This window comes from Rhodopirellula sp. J20-39, from assembly GCF_057365095.1.
This window is the reverse complement of sequence record NZ_CP195123.1, coordinates 2,253,914-2,275,426: the sequence shown is the minus strand read 5'-3', so window position 1 is coordinate 2,275,426 and position 21,513 is coordinate 2,253,914. Positions and strand designations below refer to the sequence as shown.

The 21,513-nt window shown below is 56.4% G+C and carries 15 protein-coding genes; 6 read left to right on the top strand and 9 right to left on the bottom strand.

Going from position 1 to position 21,513, the window contains the following annotated elements:
• Positions 1 to 39 precede the first annotated feature (39 nt).
• Entirely contained in the window at positions 40 to 1,113 is a 1,074-nt protein-coding gene (locus ACR3ZL_RS08260) for a lipid II:glycine glycyltransferase FemX (RefSeq protein ID WP_473648354.1), read from the top strand.
• Positions 1,114 to 1,268: 155 nt separating this feature from the next.
• Here the strand turns inward: ACR3ZL_RS08260 and ACR3ZL_RS08255 are convergent, their stop codons facing one another.
• Both ACR3ZL_RS08255 and ACR3ZL_RS08250 read right to left on the bottom strand, forming a co-directional pair.
• On the bottom strand, positions 1,269 to 1,916 hold the full coding sequence (locus tag ACR3ZL_RS08255; RefSeq protein ID WP_473648355.1) for a class I SAM-dependent methyltransferase: 648 nt from the start codon (positions 1,914 to 1,916) through the stop codon (positions 1,269 to 1,271).
• Positions 1,917 to 2,187: 271 nt separating this feature from the next.
• Positions 2,188 to 4,830 carry a hypothetical protein gene (locus ACR3ZL_RS08250; protein WP_486173361.1) on the bottom strand — a complete coding sequence of 881 codons (2,643 nt, stop codon included), beginning with the start codon at positions 4,828 to 4,830 and terminating at the stop codon, positions 2,188 to 2,190.
• A 115-nt stretch (positions 4,831 to 4,945) separates the two neighbouring features.
• On the opposite strand from ACR3ZL_RS08250, the gene mnmG reads away from it, so the two are divergent.
• Complete coding sequence (gene mnmG, locus ACR3ZL_RS08245) at positions 4,946 to 6,814, top strand: tRNA uridine-5-carboxymethylaminomethyl(34) synthesis enzyme MnmG (RefSeq protein WP_473648357.1); 1,869 nt, start codon at positions 4,946 to 4,948, stop codon at positions 6,812 to 6,814.
• 33 nt (positions 6,815 to 6,847) lie between these two features.
• On the opposite strand, the gene ACR3ZL_RS08240 is transcribed toward mnmG, so the two are convergent.
• Together ACR3ZL_RS08240 and ACR3ZL_RS08235 are read right to left on the bottom strand one after the other, a co-directional pair.
• Positions 6,848 to 9,478, bottom strand: a complete 2,631-nt coding sequence (locus tag ACR3ZL_RS08240; RefSeq protein WP_486173360.1) for a PAS domain-containing protein — start codon at positions 9,476 to 9,478, stop codon at positions 6,848 to 6,850.
• 127 nt (positions 9,479 to 9,605) lie between these two features.
• Complete coding sequence (locus tag ACR3ZL_RS08235) at positions 9,606 to 10,526, bottom strand: ATP-binding protein (protein ID WP_473648358.1); 921 nt, start codon at positions 10,524 to 10,526, stop codon at positions 9,606 to 9,608.
• A gap of 157 nt (positions 10,527 to 10,683) precedes the next feature.
• Here ACR3ZL_RS08235 and ACR3ZL_RS08230 point away from each other — a divergent pair, with 157 nt between their 5' ends.
• The 4 genes from ACR3ZL_RS08230 (at position 10,684) to tsf (ending at position 15,272) form a co-directional block, all read left to right on the top strand.
• The gene (locus ACR3ZL_RS08230; RefSeq protein ID WP_473648359.1) at positions 10,684 to 11,952 is read left to right on the top strand and encodes a nickel-dependent putative hexonate epimerase; all 1,269 of its coding nucleotides are present in this window, start codon (positions 10,684 to 10,686) and stop codon (positions 11,950 to 11,952) included.
• A gap of 109 nt (positions 11,953 to 12,061) precedes the next feature.
• Complete coding sequence (gene uppS, locus ACR3ZL_RS08225) at positions 12,062 to 12,772, top strand: polyprenyl diphosphate synthase (RefSeq protein ID WP_473653370.1); 711 nt, start codon at positions 12,062 to 12,064, stop codon at positions 12,770 to 12,772.
• A 500-nt stretch (positions 12,773 to 13,272) separates the two neighbouring features.
• A complete protein-coding gene (gene rpsB / locus ACR3ZL_RS08220; protein ID WP_473648360.1) occupies positions 13,273 to 14,055 on the top strand; it encodes a 30S ribosomal protein S2 in 783 nt (260 codons plus the stop codon).
• 239 nt (positions 14,056 to 14,294) lie between these two features.
• A complete protein-coding gene (gene tsf / locus ACR3ZL_RS08215) occupies positions 14,295 to 15,272 on the top strand; it encodes a translation elongation factor Ts (protein WP_473648361.1) in 978 nt (325 codons plus the stop codon).
• Between the two features lie 218 nt (positions 15,273 to 15,490).
• Here tsf and ACR3ZL_RS08210 read toward each other — a convergent pair whose 3' ends face one another.
• The 5 genes from ACR3ZL_RS08210 to ACR3ZL_RS08190 all read right to left on the bottom strand — a co-directional run bounded on the left by ACR3ZL_RS08210 (position 15,491) and on the right by ACR3ZL_RS08190 (position 21,397).
• On the bottom strand, positions 15,491 to 16,426 hold the full coding sequence (locus tag ACR3ZL_RS08210) for an O-fucosyltransferase family protein (protein ID WP_473648362.1): 936 nt from the start codon (positions 16,424 to 16,426) through the stop codon (positions 15,491 to 15,493).
• 307 nt (positions 16,427 to 16,733) lie between these two features.
• Entirely contained in the window at positions 16,734 to 18,239 is a 1,506-nt protein-coding gene (locus ACR3ZL_RS08205) for a hypothetical protein (RefSeq protein WP_473648363.1), read from the bottom strand.
• Between the two features lie 204 nt (positions 18,240 to 18,443).
• A complete protein-coding gene (locus tag ACR3ZL_RS08200) occupies positions 18,444 to 19,010 on the bottom strand; it encodes a hypothetical protein (protein WP_473648364.1) in 567 nt (188 codons plus the stop codon).
• A 125-nt stretch (positions 19,011 to 19,135) separates the two neighbouring features.
• Positions 19,136 to 19,837, bottom strand: a complete 702-nt coding sequence (locus ACR3ZL_RS08195; RefSeq protein WP_473648365.1) for a hypothetical protein — start codon at positions 19,835 to 19,837, stop codon at positions 19,136 to 19,138.
• Positions 19,838 to 19,915: 78 nt separating this feature from the next.
• Complete coding sequence (locus tag ACR3ZL_RS08190; protein ID WP_486173359.1) at positions 19,916 to 21,397, bottom strand: sigma-54-dependent transcriptional regulator; 1,482 nt, start codon at positions 21,395 to 21,397, stop codon at positions 19,916 to 19,918.
• Between the last annotated feature and the right edge of the window lie 116 nt (positions 21,398 to 21,513).

Here is a 21,513-nt window from a genome sequence, read left to right as displayed (position 1 = left end):
CCGCACAATGCTGAACCGCCCCACTTCTGGCTTTCACCGATGAGTTCGATCGGTACAAGCTCGTTTTGCATCCGCCCCTTGGAGGAAACTCCGGGCTGGGATGAGTTCGTGCAGTCACACTCGTGCGGAAGTATTTTCCACACCAGCGAGATGATTCGAGCGTTTGCCCAAACGCCTCAATTCAAGCCTCTCGCCATCGCAGCCTGCCTACCTGACGGCACCGTGGCAGGGCTGTTGGTCGCAACGCAAGTTTGCACGGTCGGTGCACTGCCCAACCGACTTTCATCTCGGTCCGTCTTCTTCGCCGGACCGCTCGGAATCGACGGCCCGGTGGGGAAGCGAGCGGTCAAAGCACTGCTAAGGCACCACGACGATCAAGTCAGCAACCAGGTTGTGTTCTCGGAAATCCGCCCCTGTTCGCCGACCAACGACACCAATCCGCTGTACCTGGATCTAGGCTACGAACCGCACGACTACGTCAACTACGAACTGGACCTGCGTCGAACGCCGGATGACATCTTCCGCGGCATGTCCCACCAGCGACGTAACAACATTCGAGCCAACCAACGGCGTGGTCTAACCGTCCGCGAAGGCGACCCTTCGTCCGACCTTTCGAACCTATACGAACATCTGACCGAAAGTTTTACACGGTCTAAGATTCCGCTGGTTGAACGCGAACACTTCGAACACGTGTTCCAGCACCTGCCCCGTTCGCGTTATCGATTGACGATTGCGGAAGTGAACGGGAAGCCGATCGCATCGTCCTTGCACTTGATTTTCAAAGGCCGTGTCTATTGGTGGCACGCTGGGACAAAGCGAATCCAAGGGATCACGGCGCAGGCATCCTTGGTCTGGGATGCGATCCAATGGGCTATCGATCAAGACGCTTCGGTCTACGATTTCGCCGGCGCGGGCTGGGAAGGTGAAACTTATTCACCCGGCGTCTTTAAGTCCCGCTTTGGCGGCCAACGCGTCAATGTGCGTCGGTACCGCAAGGTGTATTCGCGGTTACGTATGAACATCGCCACCGCCGGCTACCGGCTCGCCCGTCCGATGTTTTCGGCACCGCGCCGCGACCGCGATGAATTGCCAACGGCGATCAATCCTAGCTAGCGTCGACGCATTTCGGGATGATGCCGCTTCGATAGAGGGAACACGTCGAAACCCGATCTGCCGCTATGGACGACGAAACGAGAGTCCGGGCTTAGCGAGAGCAAAAGGGACTCTTTGCCGCGTCCGATATTCAGTTTGCCGGTGCAAGGGATGGGTTAGATGCGTTTGGCAACCAAGACTCGGAATAGCGAGAGCGGATTGTCTTTGTGGCAGCTCTCGATTTCAATCGGCAGTTCGTTGAGCAGTTGATTCATTTCCAAATCGGTTCGCCATCCAAGGCGACGCGTCAGTCCGCCAGCGGAATCAACCACTTTGGCAATCAATGGATTTTCGCTGCGGAAGTGATTGATCACCAAGATCCGCCCACCCGGCTTACAAACGCGAACCATTTCACGCATCATCTCATCGGGCCGCGAAACGACGCTGATGGTGTGAAACGACGTCACCAAGTCAAACACGGAATCGTCGAATTCCAGCTTCTCCGCGTTCATCGGACGAACTTTGATGTGCGACCAATTGTTCTTTTCAATCAACGTTTCCGCTTCGGCCAACATGGCTTCGGAAAGGTCCACGCCCAGGACTTCTGAATGCGATGGATAGGCGTCCAGTGACATACCGGTACCGACACCAACCTCGAGGACCTTGGCACCTGCGTTGACTTCCAACGCCGATAGATTCGACTGGATCCGCCGCCGCGCGACCGCTGGCCACAACGCTTGATACGCTGGAACAAGATTGTGGTAGAAACGACTTTCGTGCGGCTGAGGGGCACTGCCCTCTGGCTTGGATTCCATCTTCAGCATGATGCCCTTTCCTATGAAGCCCTCCAGGTTCGACTTCGGGTCGATCCGGGAGGTTGAGGGTACCGCAAGGCCATGGGTACCATGAAACGAACGAGGATTGTTGCATTTTGAGGCTCAAAATGCTGCTGGGAGAGGCGCTGGATTTACCATTTCCGAAGGAATTTTGCGCCCCGATTACACGTTGAGTCCGTGAAAACTCTCCCCTGTCGGCAAAATGATTACAAATGCCCTGTTCGGGGAGCAGATTTCCCAACCGCAATGACCAGGGCAATTATCGGGTCGGGATGGAACGAAACGCCCGAATTCGAGCTCTCGGGGCCAAGCCGCGAGTGTCAATCGGTTCATCCAACACATAGCCGCCGACGTTTCCAGCCTGGTCGGTGGCATCGATCCGCAAATAAATCTGACGTGGCAACTGCGGATCGGCGGGCCAGACGTAGTCGCCCAGGTTCCGCAAACCAGCCGCGATGGTGGTCCAGGGACCTTCCGGAGAATCACTGAAGGCGAGTGCGATCGGGCGAGCCATCAAGTATTGATCCTCACACCGATACTGAATCACCAGCGAACCAGCACGATCGCCTTCGCCGTAGCGGGCCCCCGTTAACGTCACCTCTGGCTTGCTTTCGTCAACGACCACCACGATATCAGGAACGTCTCCTGACAACGGTCGTGGGCTCGCTAATCCGTTGGCCGCGACGACGACGATGTTGAACCCAAAGATTCCCTCGCCATTGGTCTCGATATCGAACGGGCTGGCCTTATCGGGATCCTCTCCCCAAAGTTTCCATGTCAGGCCGCCGTCGGTGGTGCCGTACAGTTCGATCGCGTCGACACCGCGACCGCCAATTGCTTCGATCTCGAAATCCAGGCTAAATTGACGACTATCGCTATGCCGGACAACAGACCGCTTGGACAGTTCTTCCAAGCTCAACCGTTTGGCCGAATGTCGCTGGGAAGGCGAAGCCCCGCTACTGCGACGCGGCATTTCCGCTGAAAGTGTACCGCCTTGTTGCGCCGGCGATTGGGACAGCTTCGCGGGTGGGCGAGACGAATCGATCGCCGACCACTGCGAGTTCACGCTTGCCGAATCCGGTGAATCGTTTTGATCCAACCGTGCGTCTTCGATCGCCGGTCGATTCAGCGATGTGGGTGGCTCGGCTTGCGGCGATGGGGCCGGAATATTTTCGGTGTGGAAGGGAGTTTCGGGCGCAGGTCCGGTGCTGCCCGCGGAACCATTCCGATTGGACGTATTCAGATTGGGAACGTTCGTTTGCGGAGCGTTCAGCGGCGCTGTGTTGAGTGGCGGCGCGTTGAGCTGTGACGACGAACTTCCCGATCGCTCGGTTGTTCCTCGATCCATTCCGGCCCTGTCCATCCCCGAGCGACTGCTGCTTCCAGGGACGGGGCTGAACGAATTATCCAGCGGTCGCATCGCTTCGGCTGGCGTTCGGGGCTGCGTCGCGGCGGGCTTGGATTCGTTTGCAGAATTGGCCCTCGGCTGCCGTGATTGCGTTGCATCGGGCACCGCCGTGGGCAACATCTCGATCGCGGGCATCCCTTGCCCCAAGCCGCCACCAAAATCCTGGCTCAATTGTTCTGGCGTGGCCGGTGGTGGCAGGACCCCGGCATCAGCCGCGAATCGTTGGTTCGTTACCGTTGGAGATGTGCGACCAAATTGGAACGGGCTGCTGTAACCAGAATGCCCACCAGGATGCATGTTCGCATGCATGCCAGGGCCAAGCGGACCAGCGGCCAGGGTTGTGTTGGGTTTCTGGAACTCGTCCGCAGACGACTCGGTCGGAAACGATCCGTCGAGATCGCCACCGCCGGCCACTTCGTTCGTCGTCTTACCGAGGTCGGGATTCGCCATCGCAACCTGGTTTAGCGGGGCGACCGTTCCTAACTTTACCCCCTGGTCCGTCGCTATAGCCCGGTCTAACTGCGAACCTTGATCAAGTCGGGCGATCCGGTCGACGGCTCCATCCACAACCACTCCATCGGCCGCGCTGGGTGCCGTTGAAAAAGGTGCGACGTGGGACGGCGTTGGCGACGAGGCGAACCGGGTTGGGTGCGAAGTCGCGACGCGTGGCTTTTGAACTCGTTTTTTGACAATCGTTTCGTTGCCAGCCCGATCCAGTACGCGCAGCCGCAACGAAAGTTGTTGCCAGTTGTCGGTTGGAACGAACGCGAAACGGCCACCGTTGGCAGTGCGATCAATGGTGGCCGTTTGCCACTGGGGAGTGGTATCGGTGACATAGTGAATCGTCATTTGGTCGGCGCCGGTGGCATCTTCCACCGTGAACTCGGCCAGCACCTTCCCATTGGCATCCGCTTCGGCAGCCAAGTGGATAATCGGTTGGCTCGTATCAATGGTCACCTTTAATTCCGGCTCGATCGGACCGGGTGGGTGAGGCCGGCCGTTGGCGTCGATTGTGCGAGTAGCAAACCAGTAGGTCCCCTCGGGAGACTCCGAAACTTGGAACTGACCCACGCTGGGGGATTGTCGATCTAGCAACTGCCATTGGCCGGTTGGCGTCTGCGCAGCGGAAGCCTGGCCAGTCGCCGTTTGCCCCATAACGGCTTGACCGGTGGGAAAACCGCTCGATCGCAAACCGACTTGGGACGCAGTGCTCGATCCCGCCATGAAAAGCTGGACTTCCCGTGGGGCGGAACCGCCGCTGGCAATATTGAAAGGGATCTGGAAGGAACCTGACCCCAAAACCACATCAGCCAGATTCTCGCCCGACGCGACATTCGTCGCCACCCAACCTGGCATCGTCGCCAACAGCGCGAAGCCCAATAACCGCCGCCGAGCCCGCAATCGTTGCCCAAATCCTGTGCCTCGGTTCATTCCGTTGCTGCCTTTTTGAGCCCGATTCGAAACAATGGCACTTCGGTCCTGGTCAAATCGCATGGTTTGGTCAAAATCAGAGGTTGGCCGGCGAACCGCCGGATTAACAATCCAGCCCGAATGCTGAAAAAACGCCTTATAACGGTTATCGGCTTTCCTCCATCGTGGACTTCAACTTTTGAATCACGACCATTCGCAAAATCGTTACGACTATGACGTCGTGGTCATCGGAGCCGGTCACGCCGGAACGGAAGCCGCTGCCGCTGCGGCACGCCTGGGAGCCAAAACGGCCCTGCTGACAACAAATCTGGACACGGTCGGCCAAATGTCGTGCAACCCAGCCATCGGCGGCGTTGCCAAAGGTCAAATCGTTCGGGAAGTGGACGCCTTGGGCGGGCTGATGGGTGAAGCCATCGATGCAACGGGCATCCAGTTTCGGATGCTCAACCGCCGCAAAGGCCCCGCCATGCACAGCCCTCGTGCCCAGGCGGACAAAAAGGCCTACCAAAATCACATCAAGTGGCAAATTGAATCGCAACCCAACCTCGACCTGCGTCAAGAAACTGTCGAAGACCTGATCACGCGTCCGGTCACCGATAGCGACCGAGCCGAATCCGAACACGCCGAATTTGCTGAACACCAGATCGTGGGTGTGCGGGTCCGCGGGGATGCGACCTACTATGCCAAGACGGTTATCTTGACGACCGGCACGTTCTTGAAGGCGATCATGCACACCGGCGAAGCCCAAAGTGCTGGCGGTCGCGCAGGCGAAGGGACGACTTCGGGAATCAGCGGCGCCCTAAACCGACTCGGTTTTGAAGTCGAGCGTTTCAAAACCGGCACCCCTCCACGTCTGAACGCGCGGACGATCGACTTTTCAAAAGTCGAAGAGCAACCCGGTGACGAAGATCCGCAACCTTTCAGCTTCTTGAACGACGCGATCCGGACCGAACAACTGCCTTGCCACATTGCCCACACCAACGACAAGGTTCACGAACTGATTCGGGCGAACTTGTCACGTGCGCCGATGTATAGCGGCCAGATCGATTCGCGGGGTCCAAGATATTGTCCTTCCATCGAAGACAAAGTGGTGCGGTTCGCCGACAAGTCGAGCCACCAACTGTTCTTGGAACCCGAAGGACTGCAGACTCAAGAAATCTACGTCAATGGAATTTCAACAAGTTTGCCACGCGATGTTCAAGACGCGATGTTCCGGCTCATCCCCGGTCTCGAAAACGCGTCGATCATGCGATACGGCTATGCCGTCGAATACGACTATTGCCCGCCCACGCAACTATGGCCTCACCTGGAATCCAAGTCCGTCTCGGGCCTCTTCCTAGCCGGACAAATCAACGGCACGACGGGCTACGAAGAGGCCGCCGGTCAAGGTTTGATCGCGGGGCTGAATGCGGCCCGATCGGTTGCCGGACAATCACCATGGGTACCCTCGCGACAAGACGCTTACCTGGGCGTGTTGGTCGACGACTTGGTCACAGCCGGAACCGATGAACCCTACCGAATGTTTACCAGCCGTGCGGAGTACCGGTTGCTGCTGCGTCAGGACAATGCCGATCGGCGATTGACTCCCTATGCAGATGAACTGGGGCTGATCGATTCCAAACGCCGCACGCGGTTTGCTGAAAAGCTCAAGCAGATCGAACGCGGTCGTGAACTGCTCAAGCAAGGACGGATCGAAGGCACAACGGCGGACGTCTATCTGCGTCGTCCCGAAGTGACCTGGGAAACGCTTTGCGACGCGATCCCGGAACTGAACTCGATTGATCGCGAATCGGCACAACAATGTTGTGTGGACATCAAGTACGCGGGCTACATTGATCGTCAACAAATGGAAGTCGACAAGCAAGTTCGGCTCAGCGAGAAACGTATCCCGGTTTCTTTTGACTATGACCAGATCTCGACGCTTCGTAACGAGGCCCGCGAAAAGTTCACTCGGGTGCGTCCACTGAGCCTTGCCCAAGCCAAACGGATTAGCGGGATCACGCCAGCGGACATCGCGTTGATCCTGGCGTACCTGGAACGCCGATAGCCTTCGTTAGCTCGATCGACACAAGCATGACCGCTATTCGCCGAGCAGTTCGTCGATGGCGGTGATCACACGATTCGATTCGGCGTTCAGCCTGGACAACAGTTCTTCCATTTTTGGGAGATTGCGAAGCTGACCGGCTCGGCAGAGATCTTCGATGTCCGCAGCGACCTTTTGCAGTTGTTTCGCCCCCAGCAACCCACAAGCGCCGCGAAGGGTATGGGCTTGGCGGCGAGCAAGCTCGGCGTCACCCGCCGGCATGGTTTTGGAAAGTTCCGCAACCAGTGATTCACACTCGCCCCGAAAGACTGTTGCCAACCGCAACACGCCGGACGCACCACCGGGAATTCGCGAACGCGCCGACGCCAAGTCCAAACAACCATGGTGAGCGTCGGACAGGTTGAAGACGCCTGACGCATCGCTGGCATTGGTCGAATCACGCGGCGTGTCATCCAACGGATCCATGCTCTCGGCCAACTCGCTGGCGATCCGATTGAGAACCTGTTCTAGCTTTTTGCGATGGATCGGCTTGGTTACGTAGTCATCCATTCCCGCATCGCGACAAGCCTTCGCGTCTTCCGCCATCGCAGCCGCTGTCAACGCGATGATTGGAATGTGCTGTTCGGTTCCCTGTTCTTCCTGCCGGATCACGCGGGTCGCTTCCAAACCATCCATGACCGGCATGTGCATGTCCATCAAGATCACGTCAAACGACTCGGCCCGCCACTTCACCAATGTCTCGCGACCATCGCTAGCGATCGAGCACTCGTGTCCCAATGACCTTAACAAACCGGATATCACATGTTGGTTCGTGATCCCGTCTTCGGCCACAAGCACACACAACGGGATCCGCACCTCGCTATCGGTGTGCCCAAGATCTTCTTCAGCATCAACGCTTGTCGATGCCGTTTCCGGCGGCACCGCCACTGGAAGATCGATATCGAAATAAAAGGTCGTGCCCACGCCCACTTCGCTTTCCAACTTGAGCGTGCCGCCCATCAATTCAACCAACTGCCGACTGATACTTAGCCCCAGGCCCGTTCCGCCAAACCGCCGGGTCGTCGAGGCATCCGCTTGCGTGAACGGAGCCAACACCGCCGCCTGTTGATTTTTTGGAATTCCAATCCCCGTATCACGCACGCTCACCCGAAGTCTCATGTTCGATCCAGGACCAGGCCTGGCTAATCGCGAGGCATCGTCGGTTGTAGATTCGCTCGATGAGGCTGAATCGGGCGAACCTACCAAATCGAATTGAGTTTCCCGTTCAAACGCGGGCACCTCGCCGAACGGTTCGGACGAATCGAGCTCCACACCACCCATGCCCAACTCGGCGCTCTCATGATCGGCATCCAGATCGATGTACGTGTCTTCCCACCGATCCTCTTCATCGGTTGTGCTGGCGGACGTCACCGACAACTGCTCGACAACAACGGTGACACTTCCGTCGTCGGTAAATTTGACCGCGTTACCAATCAGGTTCACCAGCACTTGCCGCAATCGACCGGGATCACCAATGAAGTGAGTCGGGATTCCAGGTTCGGCCTCGAGGTTCAAAGCGACGTTTTTTTCCGACGCGAGCAAACGCAAGGTTGAAAGTGCGGCTTGTATTTCGCCCACCAAAGTGAACGGTACCGATTCCAGTTCCAAGCGACGGGCTTCGATTTTGGAAAAGTCCAAAATGTCGTTCAGCAATCGCAACAATGCATCGGACGATTGCCGAATCGTATCGACTTGCTCGCTTTGCTCTTCGCTTAACTCGGTATGGGCAAGCAGGTCGGCCATGCCGATGATCGCATTCATCGGCGTGCGAATTTCGTGGCTCATGTTGGCCAGAAACTCACTCTTGGCCCGGTTCGCCGCATCGGCCATCCGCACCGCCTCTTTCAACGCCGCCTCACTGCGTTTCAGATCGGTGATATCGCGAGAGATCCCAAACGTTCCGATCGTGTCCCCGTCCGCATTCTTTAGCGGCATCTTGGTTGTCATGCACCAAGTGCTGTCTTGATCGGTCCAGGTTTCCTCTTCGATCCGGTCGACTAATGGCACGCCCGTTTTGATAATTTGCAACTCATCACGTCGCGCCTGTTCGGCATGCTCGCGAGAAAAGATGTCGGCATCCGTTCGTCCGTGCACTTCTTCAGCGCTCGACCGACCAAACTTCAACGCCATCGCCCGACTCACACGGATGAATCGACTGGCCGTATCTTTGAAGTAAATGGAATCGGGGATACTTCCCAGCAACGTGTTCAACAAAGACTGCTCGAACTTCATTGCCTGTTCAGCTTCGACCCGCGCCGTCACGTCCCAAAACAACACCTGCACCCCAAGCAGCCGGCCGTCACCACTGCGGATGGGGCACTTCACACGTTCCACCCACTTCACCTTGCCATCGACGGCATAGGTGGGCTCGACCGCATGCGTCGCTTCGCCGGACTGCAAGACGCGTTGATCGTCTTCGGTGTACCGACGCGCAACCTCCGGTGGAAAGAGTTCCGCATCGGTCTTGCCGGCGACATCCTTCCAAGACAGCCCTCGCCATTTCAGGTAGGCATCGTTGGCGAACAACCGCTGCCCGTCGAGCGACTTGATCAGCACACTGAGCGGCAAACTGTTGGCGAGCGCACGATAGGTCGCCGAAGTCTGAAACGCAGAAAGATCCTGTGACACAGTGGTACGCCTATCGTTTGGAATCGTGCTCGATCAGACAGCCGACTTCAGTCGCACTCGCCGTCACCGCTTTCTCCGGTCGCTTAATGGGATGTCACCCAATTCATGCCAAGCAATCAAGGACGATTCATTGTTGATTGCATCGTTTTACAAGCGTCACTTCGTTGCCTTTGTCATTAAAGATGAGCTCATCGACCAAATTCGTCATCAAGACCAAACCTTGCCCCTTGCTCAAATCGTCATTGCTGAAGATCGCTTCGTTGTCCATCTCACCTAAACGTGGCACGGTGTTGGTATCGAACCCGTTTCCTTGATCAGCGACACTGACACGAATTTCGTCGGACGTCGCGGTCGCTTCCACTCGAACCTTTCGCGACTTGTAGACGGGATCCGACAAACGTTGCTGCATCGCTTCGCTGAGCACGCCATTGCGAGCAAACTCGATATGGCTGGGACAATCCGCGGTCGCCAATTCCAAATTACCGTGGCACATCGCATTGGCGATCGCGTGTTCGATCGCGACACCCATTCGCACCATGTCGACGCTGGGCAACAATTCCATTCCAGCGCTGATTTGCATCAACAATCCAATCAACGGTGGAATCAATTGCGGGTCGTTGGGAAGATCAAAAACAAAGACGTTCTTGCTAAGTGTCGAGATCAGCCGGGCATAGCTGGCGTCCGATCCAATCACGCTCAACACGTTCGTGATCGAATCGTTCAGACTGTCCCGCATTTGGTTTTTTGGAACGTACCCAGCCGCCCCCAAGCGAAGAGCTTCAGCGGCAAGGGCTTCAGAGCCATGACCGGTCACCAGAATGGTGGGAACGTGAGCGAAATCGATCCGCATTCGCTCGACCAATTCCAGCCCATTCATCTCAGGCATTTCCAGGTCAGTGATCACCGCGTCAATTGTTTGACTTCGCAGTTGCTCCAGACCGAGCCGCCCGTTCGAAGCGTGTATCACTTGATGATCGGCTTCTTCAAGTAACATAGTCATCTCCACCGCCTGGGTGGGACTGTCCTCAACTAGTAAGATTCGTGCCATCTTGATGAGTCCCTAGAGAAGTTGCCAATCTTGCGAAGCACAACGATGGCAAGAATCCGCCATCCCACTTCGCCATAGGTGTTATCGTAATGCATCAGGCGGGGGGGAACCATCGTCAAGACGTCGCCTCAACCAATCATTTTGTGAAAGTCTTCACTTGACCATTTACTATTCCGTCGGATCGCCCGAACACTCACTGACCACCGACGATTTTAAAAACGCACTGAGCACCACGTTTGCCGCGATGTCACCGGCGAAGAAGGTCCTACTGTTACCGCCCGATCAAACTCGGTTGTTCAGCCGCGCCGGTGAGTTAACCGCTTTATGTCATGAGCTATTGGGCGATCGTGTTGCCGACATCATGCCCGCCTTGGGTACACACTCGGCCATGACGCCAGCTCAACTGGACCACATGTTCCCCGGCGTGCCGCACGATCTGTTTCGTGTTCATCGCTGGCGGGACGACGTCGTTGAACTCGGCCAAGTGCCAGCCGATTTCGTGACTGACGTGACAGGCGGCATTTACACAAAGGCTTGGCCAGCTCAAGTCAATCGACTACTTCGCGACGGCGGCCACGATCTTATCTTCTCATTAGGCCAAGTCGTCCCGCACGAAGTCATCGGCATGGCCAACTACAACAAGAACGTGTTCGTGGGCACCGGCGGAGTTACCGGAATCAACGAGAGCCATTACCTCAGTGCGATGGTTGGGATTGATGACACACTCGGTATCGCCAACACGCCGCTACGTAAAATTTTGAACTACGCCCAAGATCATTTCTGCCAAGACCTGCCGATCCTTTATGCACTGACGGTCATTGAGCAACTCAAAGACGGCACCAAGCACACTCGCGGCTTGTTCATCGGCGATGACCACGACACGTTTTTTGCTGCGGCCGAACTTTCACGGCAAGTGAATATCACACACCTGCCGCATGCTCCAAAACATGTTGTGGCGTACTTGGACCCCAGCGAGTTCAAAAGCACTTGGCTGGGCAACAAAGCGGTCTACCGGACTCGCAAGGCGATCGCCACCGGCGGCAAGCTCACCGTGCTTGGTCCGGCTGTCGAGGAATTCGGCGAGGACAAACGCATTGACTCCCTGATTCGCAAATACGGCTATCGCCCCAAGGCGGAAGTCATGCAGTTGGTAGCTGAAAACGAAGACCTTGCCGCTGACCCCTCCGCCGCCGCTCACCTGGTTCACGGGTCACCGGAAAATCGCTTCGAAGTGGTTTACGCGGCCGGCCATTTGACCGATGAGGAAATTCGCAGCGTCGGGTTCACACCAGGAAACCTGACTGAATTGATGCAGCGATATGACGTCACCAAGCTGCAAGATGGCTATCACACCGATGTCGATGGAACCGAGTTTTACTTTGTCCAAAACCCAGCCTTGGGTTTGTGGGAAGCGCCGTTAAACTAAACGGCATCTAAAAACCGGTACATTGACTAGCAACTTGAACACTTCCACTGAATCGCAGAAAACGGCTGATTTGAATATCTCCGCCGAACTGAGCATCCCTGCTCAATCGATGCCACGCCACGTTGCCATCATCATGGACGGCAACGGTCGGTGGGCCCAAAACCGTGGAATGCCGCGGATTGAGGGGCACCGCCGGGGGGCATCGTCGGTACGCCGGATTACTGAACTTGCGGCCCAGTGGAAACTGCAGGCTCTAACGCTCTACTGCCTGTCCAGCGAAAACTGGAAGCGACCGGCCGCCGAGCTTGAATTCTTGATGCAGTTGCTACGGCAATACTTGATTGACGAACGCCCCACGCTTCGCGATCAAAATCTGAAGCTGCGTTTCATCGGCCGGCTCGACCGACTCGGCGACGACGTCCTGGCCGAAATTGAAAAAACCAAGGCCGTGTGCCGCAATAACACAGGGACGGAATTGGTCCTGGCCGTCGACTACGGCGGACGCGACGAATTGACCCGAGCCACCCGAGAAATAGCCCAACAGGTCACCGACGGCAAACTCGCGATCGAAGACATCAACGAGGCCACCATCGCGGAACGCCTCGACACCCAGGGCCTAGCCGAAGTCGACTTGATGATCCGCACCGGCGGGGACATTCGGATCAGCAACTACCTGCTCTGGCAGATCAGCTATGCCGAACTCTGGTTCACGGAGAAATGCTGGCCGGAATTCGGAGAAACGGAATTTCGCGAAGCAATCGAAGAGTTCGCCAGCCGCCAACGCCGTTTCGGTGGCCTGGACGAAGCTGCTAGCAATTAGCTACTGGCCATTAGCAATCCAGACTTCCGTGGAGCCGTTTGCCGGGTTGCCGACATGAATTGAACTTCGAAATCAGCTCGCAATTTCAGTCACGCCTCCACGGGGATCGGGACGATAGAGATCAGCGTGACGCGAGATCTCGTTTCGAGGCAGTCCCAAACCAGTACCGAGACGCTATTTGGCGGGACTCAGGTCCGGATTCGGGACTGGTTTTCCGGCCGTTCTGAATTTCCGTAGGGGTTGCTAAGAAACCCTGGTTTTTCTAACCTCTCGCGTTCTATCGTCACCCGGCACGTCTGTCGTGGTGACAATTTCCCTGACCGCTCACGTCTTCGATGGGGCGAAGGGCTGATGAAGTGACTGGGCCAACCTGTTTGGCTGCGTTCGCTTTTGTGCCCTGGAAAAACACGTTTTAGACCGTAATTTGCGGTGTCTGTGTCTTTCTCGAACCCGATGTGAACCTAACCTGGAGTATGCCGAAAACCGGCACACCAACACTGATGGCTAACGAAATTGTTAAAGAGATGATCGAATCGGGCGTCCACTTTGGACACCGTACGAGCCTCTGGAACCCGAAGATGGCTCCATACATCTTCGGTAAAAAAAATCAAATTCACATTCTCGACATCCGCGAAACCCTTCGTGGACTGCTCCGAGCCAAGAAATATCTCTCGCAAGTTGCCGCTGGCGGTAGCCTGATCCTGTTCGTCGGCACCAAGCGTCAAGCTGGCGAAGCCGTTGAAGAACAGTCCCTTCGCTGTGGCATGCCTTTCGTCAGCGAACGCTGGCTCGGTGGCACGCTGACCAACTTCCGTACCATTCGCTCGCGTTTGGGCCGTCTGGAAGAACTGGAAGATCTGCGTACCAGCGAAAAGATCAACGAATACAGCAAGAAGATGCAATCTTCGCTGAACCGTGAATATCGCAAGATGTACCGCAACCTGAACGGCTTGCGTACCATGAACCGCTTACCTGAAGTGATGTTCATCGTCGACCCCGGCAAAGAACGCAACGCGGTCCGCGAAGCGAAGCGATTGGGCATCACCACCGTTGCTCTGATCGATACCGACAGCGACCCAAGCCTAATCGACCTGCCGATCCCCGGTAACGACGATGGTATCCGCAGCGTTGAAATGATCATGCGTGAATTGGCTGACGCCGTGCTTGCGGGCAAGGGCGAAACCCAAGTCGAAGCTGCTGACGCCGGAGCACCACCTGCTGCCCCAGCACCGGCTGCGACACCGGAACCAGCCGCCGCTGCTGCTGAACCTGCCGCTGAGTAATACCGTCTTCATCGGTGGGCACCAGTCAAGTTGGCTGCCATCCATCGTCGGCGAACTGCAGACACCGAACCGCCCCACAGCGGTTGGTTCGGTGAATTTGCAATCACTTCTAGGCCGGATCGATATTTTCGACCCATCGTTTCCGGCTGCCGGCCCGAGGCAAACCGCCTCGTTGACCGAGCCCAAACCAAACACTCGTACTTAGATTTCTTTCAGAAGACAGAAGATAGGAACCTCAGATGGCTATTTCTGCCAAAGACGTAAGCGAACTGCGCAAGTCCACCGGCGCAGGCATGATGGACTGCAAGAAAGCACTTGAAGAGTCCGGCGGCGACATGGAAGGTGCTCTGGACTACCTTCGCAAGAAGGGCCAAAAGGTTGCTGAAAAGCGAGCCGACCGCGACGCCAACGAAGGTGTTGTTGTGGCCTTGATCGAAGGCAAGGTTGGCATGTTGCTAGCCCTGAGCTGCGAAACTGACTTCGTTGCCAAGAACGAAAACTTCATCGCCTTGACCGAACGCGTCGCCAAATTGGCGATGGAAAACGGTGCCAAGACCAAGGACGAAGTCAACGCATTGCCAATCGAAGGCACCACCGTTGCCGAACACCTGGTCACCGAAACCGGACGCACCGGCGAAAAGATCGAAGTGTCCGACGTGCAGTATGTCGAAGGCGATAACCTGTCATCGTACATCCACGCTGGCAGCAAGATCGGCGTCGTGTTGTCCTTCAAGGACGGCGGCAAAGAAGGTGCAGACCAGTTCTTCCGTGGCGTTGCTATGCACATCGCCGCTATGAAGCCTTCGATCTTGCACCCCGATGAATTCGATGCCGATTTCGTCGCCAAGGAAACCGAAGCCTTGCGTGCTCAAATCATCGCTGAAAACGAACTGAACGAAAAAGAAAACCTTGGCAAGCCTGTCAAGAACGTTCCTCAGTTCGCCAGCCGCCGCCAATTGACTCCCGAAGTCATCGCTGCGACCGAAGAGCAAATCAAGGCTGAACTGAAAGCCGAAGGCAAGCCTGAAAAGATCTGGGACAAGATCCTGCCAGGTAAGCTTGATCGCTTCATCGCCGACAACACTCTGCTCGACCAAGAGCGTTGCCTGTTGAGCCAGTTCTACGCCCTGGACGACAGCAAGACCGTTGAAGCAGCCGTGAAAGACTTCAGCCCTGAAGCTGAAATCGTGGCGTTCAAGCGAGTCTCAGTTAACTGAGATTGCGTGACCGGCCCGGCGCCGGCCACCTAACGATCTATCGAAAACGGCCTCAGTGATCTGGGGCCGTTTTTTCATGCGCCGACGGAATGAGCTAACAGCCCGGTTCCGAGAACGGCGCTGAGACCGGCACTCTAGACCTGCTTTGAAGTGCTTGCGTTGGTTAAAGAGTGAGCCGACACAAACAGACAGCAACCAGCCCCCGCCCTTCCAGCCGATCAGCAAGCAACTCGCAATCGGGACGCGGCAATCGACTCCATCGCTGAATGCAGCTCGGACTGGTCAAACAGATCTTTCTGCGATTCCCGTCGCTTCAGCGTTAGCTTGGACTTCTTCCCATAAAACGCGGACCAGCCTGAAAACGTACTGGGCGGGCCAATGATCAAATCCACTTCAGCAAGCGCGTACAGATCTTCAATCAGATGCCCTGACGAGAACGTAACGTCCAGACCGGGGAAATCTTGCTCTGTCACGACCGCATTGGTGCAGACCAAAAAGCGAGTTTCGAAGCCATCGTTCAGCTTCACGACCCGCCGCATATGAGCTGCATACTCTTCAATTGCATAGAAATACCGACCACCGTGCCACTCTTTATAGTCACCATGACGGATGTGCACCCCAAAGACCTTGCACCCTGGCCTTCGCAGTTTCCCAATGGTCGAGTCCACCCTGTCTTGGTGAACATCTAAGATTCGGAAATGACTGCGTATTTGGTCGAAATGTTTATCGACCAAGTCCCAGCCTCGGAACATCCAGCCGTCGACCAATAGTGGCCTAACCGACTGGGCCATCCGCTTAAATTGCTCGGTGCCAAGGTCACAACGCTCCGCTTCGGAAATGCTGATCACGTTTGCTGGGAAGCGAGTGAGGCCAAACTGGCTAAGTCGATACCGCAACTCGAAAACTTGATTGCAGATGAAGTGGCGAACGAAGCTTTCGTGCCGCTGCATCAATTTGGATGGCGGGCAATCATCAGGCACCACCTGCGGGTAACGGCACCACCAATCGTTTCGCAAAGCCGGGAAGTGCTTCGCGTACTCCCGAAAATGCGGGAAGTACAGCGGAACGTCATATTCAATCGCGGCCGCCATCAAGTGCGCGTAGAGACACAAGCGGTTTCCCAACTGGCCGTATGCTCGAGTGACTAACATCATGCCGCCGCTGAATTCCGTAGAAATGGCTATCGCTCACACCGGCGACCCGCCGGGCTGGCGACGTGGCCTAAAGCGTTTGGATTCCATACATACGAAATATGGCCCCCCATTCCAATAGAGCGTTGATGGCCAATAGGTTTGGACGGGCTCGCCACCCGTTCCGTCATCCGACGAACCTGAGATGCCATCTCAAGCGTGCGACGGACGAATCCACATCATACGGCGCAGCGAACAAGCGGCAACCTATTGCTCACCCCCCTTGCTAACTTACCGCCCCGTTTTACAGCTCGGCGTCGTGCCTTACCGGCTAGCGATCCATTTCGCGGGTGTACAGAGCGAGACTGGTTTCGAACGTTGAGCGACTAATTTTGTGCTTCGGATCTGTATCGGTGAACTGATTGCAGTGCTCCGCCACGACTCGGTACAGGAACCGGAACAGGTGCCGCGGAACCCGCAGAGTCTCGAAAGAGGTCAGCAGCTTGTCGTACGATACCTCGTCTTCGAACAAGTCTTTCGGCTCCGGCGATTTGCCCTCACCGGCACAAGCCAACATCCGAGCGCGGGTGACGTCGTAGAGCGATTCGCCGGTCCACTGGAAGGCCGGAATCACGTTCTGCTTATCCAATCGTGCTCGTTCGTGGAATTCGCGGTTTTCGCGTTCAGTGTCCCGGTACAGTTCCTCGGGCAACATCATCTTGAAACCAAGACCGGGATGCTTCAGCAGCTTGTTATCCAGCATCGGCCACACAAAACGACGCATCAACTCGGGCTTGCCGCCGGTCATGTGCGGCTCGTCGACGCGGTCCATCAAGACGATCATGCCGCCAAAACCAAGCCGCGACAGGATACCTTGGAACTTACGAAGCAACTCGTAGCGATCGTCGGTGCGGTCGTACCGCGGGACAGGCTGGCTTTCGAGTTCCTTGCCGGGGAACTTCAGCAAGACCTTACGCACAGCACCGGTTTCTCGCTTGCCCACTCGCATGTGACGGTGGATGCCCATCGCCGCCATTTGGCACTTGGTCCATCGGATCAGGTAGGGCAACTTGCCGAAGAAAGCCAAGATCGGAATCAGCCACAACAGATTCCAAGTCGGCACGCCTTCGTCGTCAAACGAGTGGTAGAACATCCAGCCTACCACGGCCACGACCAAGACACCCCAAACCGCAGCAAACCAAAAATCGAGGTTGGCGGTCCAGTTCTGGAAATTCAATCGCTTCCGCAATTGCTCAAACCGACCGGCGAATGTTGACGAGGTGGATTGATCATAACAAGCCGCCAACAACAACAGATCGCGGGCGTCGTTGCGGTCCAGCTTGTTGATTCCGCTGGCGTCGATCTCGTTGCCATCATTGTGCCGCTGACGATCGCCACTCGGATCGGCCAAGACTTGGTCGACGAGTTCAGTCACCGCAAGGCACAAGATGGCGTCCATGTGGTCCCACAACCGCCAAGCGTCGAGAGCCTTTTCAGGCTTACGCGCCGCCCGCTTGCCCAATCGCTCGCAGAAATGATCCAAGAACGGATTGAAGTCGTCATAGCGGACGATGTAAACGCGTTTGCCCGGATTCTGTTCATTGAACTGAACGAGGTGCTGATCGACCTGCAATCGCATTGCCGTTTTGCCCGATCCTTTGGGACCGAAAATGATCGCCGTGGCCGGTTCGGTGGGATCGCCGTACACCTTGTCCCACGCCGGATGGTAGGCGTTGCGGATGCAATGCTGCTTAAAAACCGGATCCGTTTGCGCGTCTTCTTCAGCAAACGGGTTACGGATGATGCCGTGATATTCGAGAAACGATTGAGTGTTCATACTTTAATTCCTGTGCGTATCCGGCGTTTGTGCGACTGAATTCCTCCCTAGGAATTGTCACGAAATCGTTTCCAGCATCAGCGGGGCAGTGCAAGTCGTTCGGTTTCCAATCGACGGACGCCATCGAACATGCACGTGCCATTCCGCTATCAACAAATTTGGGAAATTGTTCCAGGACAATCCCCGGTCTCAAATGGCGAAAACTCAGTTTCCGACGTTCTTGACCATTTCTTTGAACGCCTTTTCGTTGGCTTCAATAATCGACGCGGGGCCGATCATCTTAACGAAGTACTGACGTCCCTTGGCTTCCACCAAAATGGCACCCAGCATCGCGTAGTCGTCTCGCTTCACCTTCCGGCCACCGGAAAACGGGCCTCCGCCCATCGTCTCGGTGTACTGACCAGAAACCTTGACTGTGTGGACTTTCCAGTCGCCACTTTCGCTGGTTTCCATTTCGCCGGCTTTCTTATTGTCGCCACTGAACTGGCCTTTCCAGCGACTGATGTTCGCTTCAACGCCACCACCGGCTGGCATCATCGTCAAGCGAGCGGCTTGCTGGTCATCGCCCTCGCCCTCTTCCACAGCGAACTCATGCTCAATGATACGGCTCTTGGCGACAGCCTTTTTGAATTTGGCTGGCACAACGAGCTTGCCGCTGCCAAAGACGTCGACTTCGACAGCCTTGGAATCGGCGACAGCTTCTTCAGCGGATCCGTTTCCGGTCCACAAAAGGGCGACAGAGGCGGTCAGGGCGATCAAATAGCGGGTCATTTCGCAATTCCTTAAAGAGTGGGGATGGATCAACACAATAGTGTGTCGAGGCAGTCAAGATGAAGGGGGTTGAGCGAGGCGAGCTGGGGAAAGCGAGGTGGACTACGGGAACATCAAGCCCCAGGCTATTTCGTTTTCTTCGTAGCACAAGAACCCGCCGCACACGTGGCACAGCCTCCGCCGGTTCCACATCCACCGCCCTGGGCTGCCGGAGTCCCGCAGCCGGGGCCACAGCCTTCGGACATCAACTCGCTTAGCCGAATCGACTGAACCTCCGATTCGTACTGCCGGACCATTTCGTCGGTCAGCTCACGCCCAACCGCGTCGACAGGCCCCAGGAAGTGCAGCACCAGCGTATTGCCATCGAACAACTGATCCACGTCGAGCAGCACCGCTTCGCTGCAACGCCGAGCCAAGACCTCCTGGCAACGCCGGACAGCTCGAGTCTTGTGCTGGTTGAGGCGATCGATCAGCAATTGGTCATCACGGGTCACCCGCCGAATGATGGTCAAAGCCGGTGATTCGGCCGCCGGCTGAACGGGCGAATCGGCGGCTACCGAATCCGGCGAGTCGGTCTCGTATCGCACTTGTGGATCCGCCGCGAAATCACCTGACAGCTCCGCCATCGGTTGGGCTGCGGATGGAATTGGGCCGTGAAGTTGACGCAGCACCGTGCCGAGCTCAACACCTCGGGGCGTGCGAACCAACACACTTGAGTGATCCGGAATTTCGGGCGCGGATTCAGGCAGTGCCGCCGAAGCTGAAAAACAATCGCCAGCGAACCCAATCTGTACGAGATATCGCAACGGCTCCACGAGTTGACTCATCGGCAAGCGACCTGAGTTGCTGAGTTCAGAAGTACGAATCGATCCAAAACGAATCTCTTCGTTGCGATCTTGCGGAGGCTACTCATCCGCGACGCCATCCTCTTCCTTCTTGTACTGATCCAGTCGCCGGTAAAGCGTTCGAGCCCCGATACCGAGCACGGTGGCTGCTTCTTCGCGATTGTTACCGGTGAGCTTTAACGTTTCCTCGATTGCCCATTTTTCGATCGTTGCCAATGGTTGCCCGATCATGGCCGTTGGGCCCTGTTCGATGTTCAACATCGCGTCTTGGTTCAGTCCCGCCTCCGCCGCGTTGCCGGTCAACTCGGGTGGCAAATCGTCCTCGTCGAGCGAACCGTCGGTGTCGAGCACCACCATCGTTTCAACAAAGTTACGAAGCTGGCGAATGTTCCCCGGCCAGTCGTAGGCAAAGAACTTTTTCGTCACCGCCGGAGTGAAGTGAGCGGCCGGTTTGCTGTGGCGACGCAGGAACATCTTGCGGAAATGGTCCATCAACGTGATCACATCATCACGGCGATCTCGCAATGGCGGCAACTCGATCGTGACCACCTTCAATCGGAAATAGAGATCGTTGCGGAAGCTACCGTCTTCGATCATCTCTTCCAGCGGCCGATTCGTTGCGCTGATCAATCGCACGTTGACCTTGATCGACTTGTTTCCGCCGACGCGGGTGATTTGATTTTCTTCTAACACACGCAGCAACTTGATTTGCGTGCTCATCGGCATGTCGCCGACTTCATCCAAGAACAACGTTCCGCCGTTGGCGTACTCAAACGCTCCTTCGCGATCCGAAACGGCGTCGGTGAACGAGCCTTTGACGTGCCCGAACAACTCGCTTTCAACCAGGTTTTCCGATACCGCTCGGGTGTTCAGCGCCACAATCCGCTTGCTACGTCGCGGGCTGTTTTGGTGAATCGCCTGAGCCACCATCTCCTTGCCGGTCCCGCTTTCACCGGTAATCAACACCGTCGCATCGGTTGCCGCAATCCGGCGCAGCCGATCGATAACGGTCTGCATCTTTTGACTGGTATAGATGATGCCTTCGAAGCCAAAACGCTCATCGAGCCGCTGCATCAACTCGGTGTTCTGTCGTCGTAAGGCAACCTTCTCGGCGGCCTTTTCCGCGATCACACGCAGCCCCGATGGCGTGATCGGCTTTTCCAGGAAGCTGAACGCCCCCATCTGCATCGCTTCAACCGCGATTGGGACGGTAGCGTGACCGGTCACCATCACAACTTCCGCTTCGGGCAACCGCTCACGTGCGAGCTTCAGGATCTTCATGCCATCCACGTCGTTCATCACCATGTCGGTAATGATGATGTCGAAGATTTCTCGCTGGATCGCTTCGGCCGCTTGCGGGCCGCTGGTCGCCACTTCACAGGCGTAGCCAACCTTTTCGAGGCTCTCGGTCATCGCGCGGGCGTGAGCGGCCTCGTTATCAACGACCAAGACACGAAAGTCGGCGTGGTTGAGTTCAGCAGGGGCGTCGCGATTGGTGGATGCGTCGCCGGGGGCGGTGACTTCGCCGGAATGGGCGCTCATAGAAACTTCTCTAGCAATTCGATCGAACAGACGAGGGCGTTCGACGGGGTGCCCTCGGTCGACATCTTAACGAATCCCGGTTTCGGCGTTAGCCCGACAACGCACCGACGGGCAAA